Annotated in this window: 12 protein-coding genes; 9 read left to right on the forward strand and 3 right to left on the reverse strand. The window is 41.3% G+C overall.

The window, feature by feature from the left end:
* The first annotated feature begins 87 nt into the window (after positions 1 to 87).
* From JZO70_RS21615 to JZO70_RS21640, 6 genes are all read left to right on the forward strand, one after another.
* Positions 88 to 1608 (forward strand): helix-turn-helix domain-containing protein, encoded by a 1521-nt coding sequence (locus JZO70_RS21615; protein ID WP_207675775.1) that lies wholly within the window; start codon positions 88 to 90, stop codon positions 1606 to 1608.
* A 309-nt stretch (positions 1609 to 1917) separates the two neighbouring features.
* Positions 1918 to 5097 (forward strand): L-type lectin-domain containing protein, encoded by a 3180-nt coding sequence (locus JZO70_RS21620; RefSeq protein WP_207675776.1) that lies wholly within the window; start codon positions 1918 to 1920, stop codon positions 5095 to 5097.
* Complete coding sequence (locus JZO70_RS21625) at positions 5094 to 5636, forward strand: LPXTG cell wall anchor domain-containing protein (RefSeq protein WP_207675777.1); 543 nt, start codon at positions 5094 to 5096, stop codon at positions 5634 to 5636. Before JZO70_RS21620 ends, JZO70_RS21625 begins: the two co-directional genes overlap by 4 nt.
* Positions 5623 to 6198 (forward strand): WxL domain-containing protein, encoded by a 576-nt coding sequence (locus JZO70_RS21630; protein ID WP_207675778.1) that lies wholly within the window; start codon positions 5623 to 5625, stop codon positions 6196 to 6198. The genes JZO70_RS21625 and JZO70_RS21630 overlap by 14 nt, the downstream gene beginning before the upstream one ends.
* 85 nt (positions 6199 to 6283) lie before the next feature.
* Positions 6284 to 7294 carry a WxLIP family cell surface protein gene (locus tag JZO70_RS21635; protein ID WP_207675779.1) on the forward strand — a complete coding sequence of 337 codons (1011 nt, stop codon included), beginning with the start codon at positions 6284 to 6286 and terminating at the stop codon, positions 7292 to 7294.
* Between the two features lie 123 nt (positions 7295 to 7417).
* Complete coding sequence (locus JZO70_RS21640) at positions 7418 to 8449, forward strand: CPBP family intramembrane glutamic endopeptidase (RefSeq protein WP_207675780.1); 1032 nt, start codon at positions 7418 to 7420, stop codon at positions 8447 to 8449.
* Between the two features lie 54 nt (positions 8450 to 8503).
* Here the strand turns inward: JZO70_RS21640 and JZO70_RS21645 are convergent, their stop codons facing one another.
* Positions 8504 to 9502 carry a peptidylprolyl isomerase gene (locus tag JZO70_RS21645; RefSeq protein ID WP_207675781.1) on the reverse strand — a complete coding sequence of 333 codons (999 nt, stop codon included), beginning with the start codon at positions 9500 to 9502 and terminating at the stop codon, positions 8504 to 8506.
* A gap of 218 nt (positions 9503 to 9720) precedes the next feature.
* Here JZO70_RS21645 and JZO70_RS21650 point away from each other — a divergent pair, with 218 nt between their 5' ends.
* Entirely contained in the window at positions 9721 to 10356 is a 636-nt protein-coding gene (locus tag JZO70_RS21650) for an HAD family hydrolase (protein WP_207675782.1), read from the forward strand.
* A gap of 244 nt (positions 10357 to 10600) precedes the next feature.
* Here JZO70_RS21650 and JZO70_RS21655 read toward each other — a convergent pair whose 3' ends face one another.
* The gene (locus JZO70_RS21655; protein WP_207675783.1) at positions 10601 to 11122 is read right to left on the reverse strand and encodes a dihydrofolate reductase; all 522 of its coding nucleotides are present in this window, start codon (positions 11120 to 11122) and stop codon (positions 10601 to 10603) included.
* Positions 11123 to 11249: 127 nt separating this feature from the next.
* On the opposite strand from JZO70_RS21655, the gene JZO70_RS21660 reads away from it, so the two are divergent.
* Both JZO70_RS21660 and JZO70_RS21665 read left to right on the forward strand, forming a co-directional pair.
* On the forward strand, positions 11250 to 11693 hold the full coding sequence (locus tag JZO70_RS21660; RefSeq protein WP_207675784.1) for a DUF3290 domain-containing protein: 444 nt from the start codon (positions 11250 to 11252) through the stop codon (positions 11691 to 11693).
* A 10-nt stretch (positions 11694 to 11703) separates the two neighbouring features.
* Positions 11704 to 12339, forward strand: coding sequence for a DUF421 domain-containing protein (locus tag JZO70_RS21665; RefSeq protein ID WP_207675785.1), 636 nt, complete (start codon positions 11704 to 11706; stop codon positions 12337 to 12339).
* Between the two features lie 142 nt (positions 12340 to 12481).
* Here the strand turns inward: JZO70_RS21665 and JZO70_RS21670 are convergent, their stop codons facing one another.
* Entirely contained in the window at positions 12482 to 12688 is a 207-nt protein-coding gene (locus tag JZO70_RS21670) for a hypothetical protein (protein ID WP_207675786.1), read from the reverse strand.
* Between the last annotated feature and the right edge of the window lie 176 nt (positions 12689 to 12864).

A 12864-nucleotide genomic window follows, 5' to 3' on the forward strand; every position in this document is an offset into this window, starting at 1 on the left:
TTAGCGTTATCCATCGGATTCAGAGCTGATTATAATGATTATAAAGTACTTCTTGCGAAATATGAATATTTATAAAGGAGATAAAACGTGTTACCTAATGAAATATCCTACTTATTTTTAACCAAGCAACAGATGCAGGCTTTGACGATTTTATTGCATCTTCATCCAGGAGAAGTGTTACTTTTAAATATTGAAAAACAGTTAGGTATCTCAAAAAGACAGGTCAAAAGAATCGCTGATAATTTGAATGAAGAATTTGAAGAATTAGAATTTTCCGGTATGACGCCGCCTGCTTTGGAGATTTGCGACGGGCTGCTGCAATTTGTGCCAAAACTTCAGGATGCCGAATACGTGCAATTAATCAATTGTCTAAAAGAAAAATACATGTCGGTATCTGGTCTTTATCAGGTTCTAATGTACGTTTTGGAAAAACGCAGCTTTACGTTGATCCAGTTAGCGAGCGCTTTAGCCTACAGCGAATCCTATGCGTATAAGCTGTTAGGCAGACTAAAGAAATTTCTAAAATTATTGAACAACGGGATTCATTTGACGAAAAAGGATGAATTGACGATAGCTTTAGCTGGAGACGAGTCAGCCATTCGCATGCTGCATTATCTTACAGTCATGATTGTCTTAAATGGCAACACCTGGCTATTTCAAAGCATCAAGGAAGAGGAGATTGTGACTGTCCAAACCTACCTTCATTCCAGACGTTACAACGAGCTTTCACCTTTGAATAGAAATCGTGCCAATACGATATTTGCCATTTACGAGTCGGCCTTGAGAAACAATTGCCACATTCCGCAATTACCGGAAGCAGTCTTGTCCTTAGGCCGGTACATGAATAAGGAAAAAGAAATCCCCTTATATTTGAAATATTTGAAGAAAGAGAACTTGGGCAATAACGATCAGCTGCATCAAGAGCTGGTTCATTTAGCCTATGTGATCAATTATTTCACTCAAGAGCTGCGAACGAAAAAAGAGAAGGTAGGCTTAGGAAAAGGGCTGTGCAGCATGGAAGATCATGAGATAGTGCAGCCTTGTTTCGAATTAGTTAATAAAATCCGGACGGAGTTCCCTTTGTCGGATGAAAATTACTATTTTCTAATTTATACCTTGTGCAATCGTTTGGTAGTGATCCATTATTTGGAGCTGTATAAATACATGCTGTTTGATGATACAGTGAATTTTACCGGCGAAGCGGAGCATTTTATCGGTGATACAATGGATGAGGTGTTTAAAATGTACCGCAAGCAGCCATCGTTTGCATGGCTTAAGAATAGTTTTACTCAAATCATTGTGGGCTATTTGACTCTATCAGCCAATACAACCCAGAAGGTGTATGTGGAATTTCTGATCAAACCAGAATATAAATCGGTAATCGAAAATTCCTTGAGTCTGCAATATTCTGAGAAAGTCCTGAAAATAGTAGAAGAGTATAGCCAGGCGAACATCGTGATTTCTGATAATTGTCCAGCAGATTCCCAAAAGAAGTATTTTTTCTTTCGAGATGTATTTGATCAAAGCGCCTGGAAAAATTTAGGAGCTTACTTAAATGAGACCATCAAAGATGAAGTAATAAAAAATGTGCGACTGTCTAAATTTTAGCAGTCGTTTTTTTATGGTTATAAAGCACTAAGATCGCGGTATTTTTGAACAGATTAGAATCATTCGTATATAGAAATTATCTCAGTAAGGTCTGTTTTGGAAAAAAGAGGATAATTAAAGAATAATAATAATGATATTATAGTTTCATAAGCGAATGAATGTTTAAGAAATTGCGTGTTATTTGTTTCGTGATAACAAATACGTTGCAAGTGTAAAGTGATGAAGATTATTTTGCACAAAAACAGGAATTTGCCGCGTAATTTACGCATTCCACGCAAATGGAAATGATCACTGTTAAAGGGGATGAAGATGAGTAAAAATGTGAAGGGATTAGTTACAGGAAGTTTTGTCTGTTTCATGGGCATGTTCTCAATTTTTACGAGTGAATCCGCGAATGCAGACAGCAACTTGAATCACTTTTTGAATGAGGAAGCCAAAACCTTCGTGCCCATTGAAGGGAATTTTCACTACGGTGCGGATGCTTCACTGGTGGGTGAAAATGTAGTAAAAGTAACAGAATCGCTGCCAGACCAAAAGGGGATTGTCTGGGCTGACCAGCAGCTGGATATGACTCAGAATTGGTCCACCGAAATGAAACTATTTCTGGGCTATGATCAATGGCAGGGAAATCGCAACGCGGACGGCATGGCCTTTGTGCTCCATAATGATCCTCGCGGGAAAGAGGCAGTAGGAGACTTTGGTGAAAGGTTAGGTGTTTGGGGTGTAAATGAGGCTGACAACTATGTAAGAAATGGTTGGGCAGTGGAGTTCGATTTGTATGCCAATACTACTAACGGAAACTATTCAATGGATGCGGACATCTATGGTGCTTCTTCCATGCATAACTACGGACATATTGCGAATAGTTATACCTCTGTGGAAGGAAAATGGTTGGATCAGTCAACCAAGTTTGCGATGTGGCACAATGATCTGATGATTCCTGGATCAACCGTTGATCGCTTGAATAATGGTCGAACTAAAACCTTTAAGGCTTCTTGGAACGCTGATACCAAACAACTAACTTACAATGTCAGTTACGTGGATGAAGCCGATCGAGTAGTTGACTATGGAACGGTAACAAAACAGTTGGACATGAACAAATTTGGCAGCGAAAAGCTTTACTGGGGGTTTACCGGATCAACCGGACAGCAAATGGCGGATCAATATGTCGGATTTCAATCATTCCCTGAAACCATTAATGCCGAGGTTATTCCACAGGAGACTATTTTAGGGGAAGCGTTGACGATTGATGAATCCAATTTATCAGATTACGTAACGATCACCAGCGGCGATGATGTAAAGGTCGCTTCAATTAAAAACGAGGTTGATTATTATCTGATTGGAACTCAAAACATTCTTGTTGAATTGTCAGACAAACACGGCAACAGTAAAACGGTTGAAGTACCGGTAACTGTCAAATGGGGCAATAGTGTGGTTTATGGCAGCTATGACTATCGGAGCAATGACCGTTCTAGTGCCGCTTTCACACTGAAAAATGGTGCAATACCTTACATTACTGCTTCAAAAGGGATTGATAAAATCAACGATATGCTGCACACACTCTTACCAGAAGAATTGTATTACAGCTTCAACTGGTTTGATCTGACCAATAAGAACAGTCTGTTGATGACCGAGGACAGCAATGGCGATAAGTTCATTAACGCCAAAGGTAAAGAGCTAAAGATAGACAAGCTAAAAGAATGGGGAACTAACCAACGCCAGCAAGTCAATTATGGTGACGTAGTTCGGGCTTGGCAATTTGAGACAAGTAAAAACTGGCTGCATGAGGATGCAACTAGACACACGTACAACCAAGGAAAGCCTGCTGTTTATTATGAGATCCATCAAAACGGCTATCGTCTGCTTCACTTTAATCATCTAGTATCAAAGGAAGGAACAGTTCCGCTTTATTCCTCCCAAGAGTACTTAGATGGGCAGGCGTCAGATTTTATCAATCTAAAAGGTTATCCCAATATTAAAGCCCTAAAGTTTTCCGAATACCCCGACACAAAAACGACCGGCAGAAAAAACGCCAAGGTTCGTGTAGCAGAGACTCTTTTAGCTACAGGAAAAACCGTCGAATATGATTATGATGTGGTCGTTAATGTGGAAGATACTCGTGAAGTGACGGCGCAAGCGAATCCTCAAACCACGGTTTTAGGAACCGATCGCTCAACCATCGATTACAGCAAGTTTGTCAAAGACGTAAAATTTGGCGAACAGACCTTAAGTGCTGATCAGTACACTGCAGAGTTGACCAACGAGATTGCTACCGATTATATAGGTGAGCAGACGGCTGAGGTTCGCGTGACTCTAAATGCGGATAAGAAACGATCAGTCGATGTCTCTGTTCCAGTAAATGTTATCTGGGGCAACAGTGTAGTATTCGGCAGCTATGATTACTACGCTCTAGATCGAACGGCCGCAGCCTTCACGCTTCACCCTGGCGCAAAGCCAATTATTACTGCAGCTCAGGGTAAAGAAGACGACAACATGGACATGCATAATTATTTCTATAATCAGCAGTATTACAGCTTCAACTGGTTTGATTTTACCAATAAGCAAACCTTCTTGATGACTGAAGATAAGATGGGTGACCATTATCTGCGGGCTGAAGGCCAGGACTTAAAACGAGATACGCTAAAAAAATGGGGAACCAAGCAAAAGCAAGACGTGAACAACGGTGATGTTGTCCGCGCTTGGCAAGCAGAAACCTCTAAAAACTGGTTATACGAGGATGAGCAAAAAAATACCTACAATCAGGACAAACAGGCTGTTTATTACGAAATAACCAATAAAGGTTACCGGCCGCTGCATTTTAATCATTTGGCAGCGAAAAGCGGAAGTATCCAGCTCTTCACTACAAAAAAGGAATTAGATGAAAAAGTAAATGACTATATAGATCTAAAAGGCTATCCCAATATTGAAGTGCTGCAATTCACGGATTATCCGGATACGACAGCAGCTGGATCAAAAAAGGGAACCATTTTGGTCGAAGAAACATTAGTATCCACTAACAAAAAGGTGCAGTACGAATACGAAGTAACCTTTGAGGTGACACCTGGGGAGTTAACCTTGAGTGCACCGGAAAGCTTGAGCTTTGGAAAAATCAAGAAATCAAAAAGGGAACAAATTGTACCGCGACAAACAGAAAACAAACTAGGCTTGACGATCACTGACAGCAGAGGCGCTGACAGACAAGGCCGCTGGCGTTTAACTGCACAAGCAAGTAATACTGAAGATAAGCTAGCACCTTATTTAGTCTATAAGAGCCACTCAAAAGATTCAGGGCGTTACTTGAATCAACAGGCTGTGGAAATTTACTCACAGGAAAAGCAGACTGCTGTTAAGGAAGCCTTGAAAGTCGATGTTTCTGAAGAGTGGACAGAGGACACAGGCCTTTTACTAAAGATACCTTCCAAAAATGATCTGGAAAATAAAGAACATACCACCAAGATTACTTGGAATCTTTTGGAGGGCCCGCAATGAAAAAGAAAACACGCTATTTGATCGGGATAGCCGCTATAAGTCTTTTGGCGCTATCCGGTTCGGCTGAAACTTTTGCTGGCGAAAGCCAAGGAAGTCGAGCGACTGTATCTGTTCTTTCAGATGATATGGAAGAGCCCGTTACTGGCATTGAAGGTTCTACACCTGAAGGTACAGAACACTCAAAGGATCCTGATCCAGGAAGTTCTGGAAGCGAAAGTACTGAACCTTCCAGCAGTGAAAGTCATGAAGATGGTACCAAACCGGGCACCGGAAATTCTGGAAACAAACAGGACCCCAGCAATCAAGGTGCCCAAAATAATAGCAACACCAGCAACAATATCAACAGCGGAATTGCTGTAAATTCCAATACGCAGAATGTTAGTCATTCCAATGGAAATCAGCACAAGCAATACCCGCAAACCAACGATCGATATACCCCGCTTTACTCTATTTTAGGAGGAATCATTCTTCTAGCAGGTTTAGCTGGTATATATATAACTCACAAGAAAAAAGGAGAAAATAAAAATGAAAAAAATTAGTTTAGCAGCAGCAGTAGTAGGATTAACAACAATTGGGACTCTAGCTCTAGGGCAAACAACATTTGCAGCAGAGGGCGATACAAATAAATCAAAAACAACGCAAGCAACTGTAGAAGTTCAAGGCGGCGGCGAGCTTTTAATTGACCGTGCAGACGAAATCTTATTCAATTCTGTTAAGAGTCAGAAGCAAGAACAAACAGTTAAAGAACAAAAAGGAAAAGAAGCAATGGTTATCGTTGATGACTACCGCGGCGTGACTGATGAAGGCTGGACGTTAAAAGCTAAGCTTACAAAAGAAAGCTTTGCAGATATGAAAGGTATGAACATGTTCTTCAAACCTTCAATCGTGAAAAACGAAACTGCTGCTACTGCCATGGATACTGTTGGACCTCTTAACAAGAGCGAACAATTAGTAACAAGCATTAACGGCAGCAAAATCGCTGATTCATTAGTAGACACAGAAATCTTACTAAACGCTGAATTAGTTGTTCCTGGAAAAACAAAAGCCAGCGAATATTCAACAGACATCGTTTGGAACCTTTCAGAAGGCCCAGAAGCATAAAAAGCATTAACGAAATACTGACAGATTAATAGAAAAACTAGGATCAAGCCACCTCGTGTGGCTTTTTTCCTCAGAGGAGAAGTAAATGATACAAAAAATAAGAAAACTAATTATGCTGACCACGCTAATTATCAGCGGCCTAGCATTTGGCCAAACTACCTTAGCAGATGGCAATGACTACCTTGTTCGAGCGGTACTGCCGGAAAATCAAAACCCGGACGTTTCAAACTTTTTCGATTTAACCGTGAGCCCTGGCCAAAAGCAAACCCTGCAGGTAATGATTGCCAATCCAACCGACAGCCCACAAAAGTTCAAAATGTACATCAATACCGCTACTACTAATCAAAACGGGATCGTAGACTACACCCAATTGGATTTTGAGCGGGATGAATCCATGAAGGTTTCGTTGAAAGACTGTATCACGATTGCTGAACCGCAAATCGAAGTGCCTGCTAACAGTGAAAAAGAAATTACCATGGAATTAACTGTACCAGCAGAAGCTTTCGAAGGAATCCTGTTAGGCGGCATCACCATTGAACCGGATTTGGATCAAGCAGATGGCGGCAGCAGCATTTTTACACGAACTATTGCGATCCAACTATCAGAAACTGAAAACGAAATCGCACCGGAGATGGATGCCGGTGAAGTAACAATTGCTCAAGATAACTTGCATAACAACGTCCGTTTTGAATTGCGCAACGTGACGCCAACCTTGATTTCGAAAGTCAAAGCAACCACCAACATTACCAAAAAAGGCAGTGATAAGCCGATCCTTGAACAAGAAAGAGAACAATTATCCTTTGCACCTAATTCAAAATTCAATTTGATGAGCGAATGGAACCAGCAATTCCAAGCAGGTGAGTATACATATTCGATCCAATTAACCGACGAAGCCGGCCACGAGTGGAGTTTTATCAAAGACTTTGTGATCGAAGCCGATGCCGCCAGCAAATTGAACAAAACTTCGGTGGATGAAGCATCAAGTTCATGGAAAGATTATGCCATTCATCTAATTGCCTCCGCATTAGCCTTGATTATTATCGGCGTGTGGATTTATCGTAACAAGAAAAAACAAACCAAAGCCGAAGCGAATTAAGTCGTTATCGACTATTACTATCTAAAGCATCCCTTCTGAGAAAAGGGATGTTTTTTTGAGTTTAATACTCCACAAGATCTAAAATCATGCTAAGCTAAAGAAAAGCCCAAGGAGAGGATCATCATGAAAACTTCTGAACTCTTCGGTAAACAGTTTAAAATTTTCCTGCTCGTCACTTATGGAATTCCTTATCTGATGGGGATTTTTATGGCTTTTGGTTACTTTTCAGAAAGAGACTTGTCACTTTTTGCTTCAGTTCAGATGTTGTGTCCAGCAGCGGGGGTAATTGTGGCCGTTCTAACTAGTCATCAGCATAAAGAATTGATTCCCCAGCGCTTTTTTAAAGTTTATTTGGTTATGACTGTCATTGGTATAGTGTGTGCTGTGACTAGTGTGTTTGTTCTAAACAAAGAGTTGAATACTATTTTTCCGATAATCGCTATGGTGGGTTCTATCAGCTTGCTTTTAACGCTTTTACTTGATGCGGATAGTAAGCTAAAAGCCTTTGGTATTTTGGGAATATCATGGAAGAAAGTGTTGCCTGCAAGTGTTCTATTCTTTGTTTTGCTGATCACTCGTTTATTTATCTCCTGCTTGCTGGAGGGGCAGGTGGCAGCTTTTAACGAAATACTTTGGAATCCGCAGATATTGTTCAGATTGCTTATTACGGTTCCGAATTTTTTCCTGAGTTTTGTGTTCTTCTTTGGTGAAGAGTATGGCTGGCGTTATTATTTACAACCGGTGCTGCAGAAAAAGTTTGGAGCTATTAAGGCTACCCTCATTATGGGTTTTATGTGGGGGATTTGGCACCTGCCGTTAAATATGTTTTTCTACAATAAGCCAGAGCATGCCGTATACAGCATAGTGACTCAGCTAATCACTTGTATGGTTCTTGGGATTTATTTTGCCTATTTTTATATGAAAACTCAAAATATTTGGTGTCCAATTATTTTTCATTATTTGAATAATAGCTTTGGGTCAGTGCTATTGGGTCAGTATGAAACCAGCGGGGGTGAAAAAGCCGACGTCGCGGATATCCTGATTTTTGCAGCCATCAGTTTCTGTGTGTTCGGCTTGTTCATCTTTACAAAGTTTTATCGTGACCCTAAAAATCGAAGCGAAACATTAGAGGAACAGGTCGCTAAATTTGAATAAAAAGATAGAGGAGCTTACAGTGACTAAATGTAAGTTCCTCTGCTTCTATCTATTTTAAGAAATCTTCTCAAAAAATATCCGCTGAATTACCACAGGCTCCAAGGGCGCATCTTTCGCATCCGTCACCTGACCAGCAATATTTACCACAACATCCATTCCTTCATACACTTGACCAAACACGGTGTAGCGGCCATCTAATTCCGGCAAACCACCATTTTCCAGATAAGCTGTTTCGACATTTCGCGGCAAAGAAAGCTTAAGCAGCTGTTCTTCATTCACCTTAGTATTCTGAACAATGAAAAACTGGTTGCCATTCGTATGAGGACCATGGTTGCCTAAAGCTACCGCGCCGTTAAAATGATACAATCCCTGACAGACTTCATCAGCGAAATACCCGCCGTAACTGGAGAGGGCCTCATCGCCAGATTCGTCCAAAGCACCGCCTTGAATCACAAATTCTTTGATGATTCGGGCAAATAGGCTGCCATCATAGAAGCCGTCTTTTACCATCGACCGCCAATTTGCCACCGCTAAAGGTGCTTGTTGGGGAAACAATCGCAGCCGAATGTCTCCGTGGTTCGTCACCAGCACACAGATTTCTTCTCCAGACTGTGGGTCTTCCAGCTGAACTAAGGGCACATCAACAATTGATACCCCAGCATCCTGCCACAGCACATCATAGATTTGCCAACGAACACAATCAGCGTCACCTAACCGAGCCATTCCCAGCAACACCCGATATTCCATCCGGTCTGTCTGAAACGTCAGCAGCAGCTGCCCCCGCAAATCATTATAATCATCCGCCGCTTCTACTTGATAAAACAAAGTAAAATCAGTGTTTTTATAGCGCAGCTCCTGACCTGCAAAAGCTTTAAAGTACTCCAGCACTTTTTCCTTATGCCAGCTGTCTGCAACAACATAATCAGTCAATTGATTTTGTTTCACTGCATTAAGCAGTGCTTCAGCAACTTCCTTTATCTCCACTTTATCCCAGTGTCGGGCCATCAAATGATTGATGGGTGATTCCTGATTGTAATCCTTCAGGCTGCTCATTTTCTAACTCCCTTACCATTTTCTTCCATTATAACTAAAACTAAACCGGTTTCATAGAGTGGGGGAGTAAGATAGCGATCCTTGCCTTGAATAATCAAGAGCTGCCCACTTTTTTCTGACGCTTCAAAAAGTCCCAGTAAGCATTGACTTTTAAGTCGAGAATTCCTATGCTGAGAATAAAGGAATATTCTTGGTAAAGAGCAGAGGTGGGAAAGATAATGATAAAGGCACTAATTTTTGATTTCGATGGGACGATGATTGACAGCGAGTGGCTCTTTTTCGAAAGCGTTAACAGTTATTTGGCGAAGAACTTCAAGTATCGCATACCCTTTGAAGACTTTCAAAAGGGCATCGGCTCATCGGCAGATGGCACATTTTATGAACGGATAAGCTTAGCTGTCGGCAAGCAGATAAATACAGCTGAGCTGGATGAGTGGATTATTCAAGACCAGAAACGCAACTATGGCGCGGCTTGCTTGCGTGATGGTATCCAAGATTTGTTGGAAAAAGCCCACGAACAGCAGTGGAAAATCGGTGTCGTTTCAAATTCTCAGCTAAAAGAGCTGGCCTTCTATTTTGACAGGCATCCAGCTGTAAATGAAAAAATCGATGTTTTCGTCACGATTGATGACGTCAAGCTAGGCAAACCCGATCCGGAAGGGTATCAGCAATGTCTAGAACACTTAGGTGTCGAAAGTTCAGAGGCTGTGGCCATTGAAGACAGCCCACTAGGTGCCAAAGCAGCAGTCGCCGCCAACATTCTTACTTATGCGTACCCCAATGTGTTCACTGAAGGAATGGATTTCCCGCAACCAGTGAAAAAATTTGAACAAGTCAATGAGCTATTTGAATAAAGCCAGGATTGGTCAGACAGGTACATCGTCTGATCAGTCCTTTTTGCTTTCAATCTGAACACAAAAAAATGCCAGTCGGTGGGTGGCCGACTGGCAAGGAGTTAAAAATGAAAAAGTGTTAGGGTTGTTTTGTTGGTACTTATAATACTACCAGCAATTTATGAATTTTTTGTGAACAGACTGTATAGAAAAAATTAAATTTCAGTCTTTCTCAGTGAAAAGCTGACAAAAGACAAGAATCCTATCACTCTTTTTTACGATAATGCAGCTCCACCAGCTCACCAAACTGACGACTCTCTACAAATTCCAAGCGTGTTTCTAAAGCATGCGTACCAAATAAACGCTTGCCGTCACCCAGCAGCACCGGTGCAATTTGGATAAACCACTCATCGATCAGATTTGCTTCCAGCACCGGCTGCAATAAATCACCGCCACCGACAATCCAGATATTTTTGCCAGATTGATTCTTCAATTGCTTCAGATACTCGACGGGATTCTCGTGGATCGTAGTCTGACCATCAACGGCCTCCTGCTGCCTAGAAAAAACGATCACTTCCTGATCCGGATAGAGAGGTGCCCCGTCATTTAGCTTCAACGCTTCCTGATAGGTGATGCGGCCCATCACTACCGTATCAATCGTTTTGATAAATTCGTCATAGCTGCTTTCTTCGCCAATATCTGTTGCCAGCAGCCAATCCAGATTTTCATTTTTTCCAGCTAAGAAACCATCCAAGCTGATGGCTCCATAAAAAACAATTTTCCGCACGTGATTCACTCCTTTTTCTCAGTATAACAAAACACTTAGACGTAACCTCGACAAATGCACCGAAAAAAAGTACAGTCTTTTGCCGAAAGGGCCAAAAACCGCTAAAATAAAGGGGAGGAGTGAGGATATGACATTTTATGGTATCAAATATATCGAAAACCAATCTAGCCTAAATGATTTCATCAAATACGCGATTATCTTTCTGGCACTAATTTTCCTGATTGTCGCCTTCAGTCTGTATATGCGCCACCGAATTCAAACCAAATACCGGGATTTGAGTATCATGCTGTTTCTGCTTTTAGTTTTTATGTTAGGTGTTCAATATTCTGATTACACTCAGAATCAGAACCGCTACGATCAATCTTCTCAGATGGTGGCTTTTATAAAAGAGGTGGCTCACGAATTTGATCTAAAACAAACGGATGTCTTAGTAAATTCCGTACAGTTGACTGATGGTGTCGTGATTAAAATGAAGGATACCTATTACACGGTTCATCTCAGTGTCGATCAAAGTTCCTATCAGCTCACCGAGACTCACTTAGTTAATTCGGAAATCACAGTCAATCCATAGGAGGAAGAGCATGGCAGCGTATTATCCAGTTATTTTAAAATTCACCTTAGGCATCATCGTGCTAATTTTTCAAATTAATATCTCCGGCAAAGGCAACCTGGCACCTTCTTCAGCAATGGATGCTGTGCAAAACTATGTTCTAGGGGGCATTATCGGCGGCGTGATCTACAATGACGCCATCTCGGTTTTACAATTCGTGCTGGTGCTGGTTATTTGGACCTTTTTAGTGATGCTGCTGAAATATCTAAAGGACCACAATCGCTACGTGAAATTGTTGATTGATGGTCGGCCTGTTAACTTGATCCAAAATGGTCAAGTCGATGTGAAAGAATGCTTGAAACACGGTATTTCCGCCAGCGAGCTGATGTTCAAGCTCCGCAGCAACGGTATCTATGAAGTTGAAAAGGTAAAACGAGCGATTCTAGAGCAAAACGGCCAGCTGACCTTGATTGAATTTGGAGATGAAAATATTCGCTACCCGATTATTGTGGACGGTCAACCCAATGAAGACGTGCTGGAGCTGATCGGAAAAGACGAAGACTGGTTAGCCCAAGAAGTCCAAAAACACGACTTCAGCACTATTTCAGATATTTATTTAGGCGAATATGTCTCCGGCGATTTGCGCCTGAGCGGATATAAAGAGTGACGAGGTTCACTCTTTTTTTGTGGATTAGAAAAGGAACACCGATCATTCTCAACAGCTGCTTACAGCCTATTGGAATTTTTGGGAGTTCCTTTTTTAGTCGTTATAATACATCTTTTGAAGGTCTTTTCTACTAGTTACTACCTCAATCATTTCGAATTTTTTCGATTTGCTCAGCTGTTAGCCCCGTGTACTTCACAATTTTCTCAATAGGCTCGTTATCGTCCAACATACTCACTGCAACCTCAATCTTTTCCTCTTCACGACCAACTTCTCTGCCACGTTCTTCAGCTTTTCTATCCACCGTGGAAATCACGGCATCATTGACCATCTTTGCTTTATTCATATCCATAATCATTTTCCTCCAGCTAGTTCGTTAATAGGGAAATCATTTTTCTTTAGAAAAATGAGTCTAATCCTCACCACGCATACCATTCTACTATGTACTCGTTGCGAAGCTTTTATATGAATCACTTGAATGTCTTCGAACATTTAATGACTGCCAAAAGTAGAACTGGCATCCTCATT

Origin of the sequence: Candidatus Enterococcus moelleringii (genome assembly GCF_017377575.1) — a bacterium.
GTDB classification, from domain to species: Bacteria; Bacillota; Bacilli; order Lactobacillales; family Enterococcaceae; genus Enterococcus_A; species Enterococcus_A moelleringii.

What these genes read in the sequence shown, in the direction of transcription:
- JZO70_RS21620 (WP_207675776.1), top strand. Translation starts at nt 1,918, where the DNA reads ATGAGTAAAAATGTGAAGGGATTAGTTACAGGAAGTTTTGTCTGTTTC.
- JZO70_RS21625 (WP_207675777.1), top strand. Translation starts at nt 5,094, where the DNA reads ATGAAAAAGAAAACACGCTATTTGATCGGGATAGCCGCTATAAGTCTT.
- JZO70_RS21630 (WP_207675778.1), top strand. Translation starts at nt 5,623, where the DNA reads ATGAAAAAAATTAGTTTAGCAGCAGCAGTAGTAGGATTAACAACAATT.
- JZO70_RS21635 (WP_207675779.1), top strand. Translation starts at nt 6,284, where the DNA reads ATGATACAAAAAATAAGAAAACTAATTATGCTGACCACGCTAATTATC.
- JZO70_RS21640 (WP_207675780.1), top strand. Translation starts at nt 7,418, where the DNA reads ATGAAAACTTCTGAACTCTTCGGTAAACAGTTTAAAATTTTCCTGCTC.
- JZO70_RS21645 (WP_207675781.1), bottom strand. Translation starts at nt 9,502, where the DNA reads ATGAGCAGCCTGAAGGATTACAATCAGGAATCACCCATCAATCATTTG.
- JZO70_RS21650 (WP_207675782.1), top strand. Translation starts at nt 9,721, where the DNA reads ATGATAAAGGCACTAATTTTTGATTTCGATGGGACGATGATTGACAGC.
- JZO70_RS21660 (WP_207675784.1), top strand. Translation starts at nt 11,250, where the DNA reads ATGACATTTTATGGTATCAAATATATCGAAAACCAATCTAGCCTAAAT.
- JZO70_RS21665 (WP_207675785.1), top strand. Translation starts at nt 11,704, where the DNA reads ATGGCAGCGTATTATCCAGTTATTTTAAAATTCACCTTAGGCATCATC.
- JZO70_RS21670 (WP_207675786.1), bottom strand. Translation starts at nt 12,688, where the DNA reads ATGGATATGAATAAAGCAAAGATGGTCAATGATGCCGTGATTTCCACG.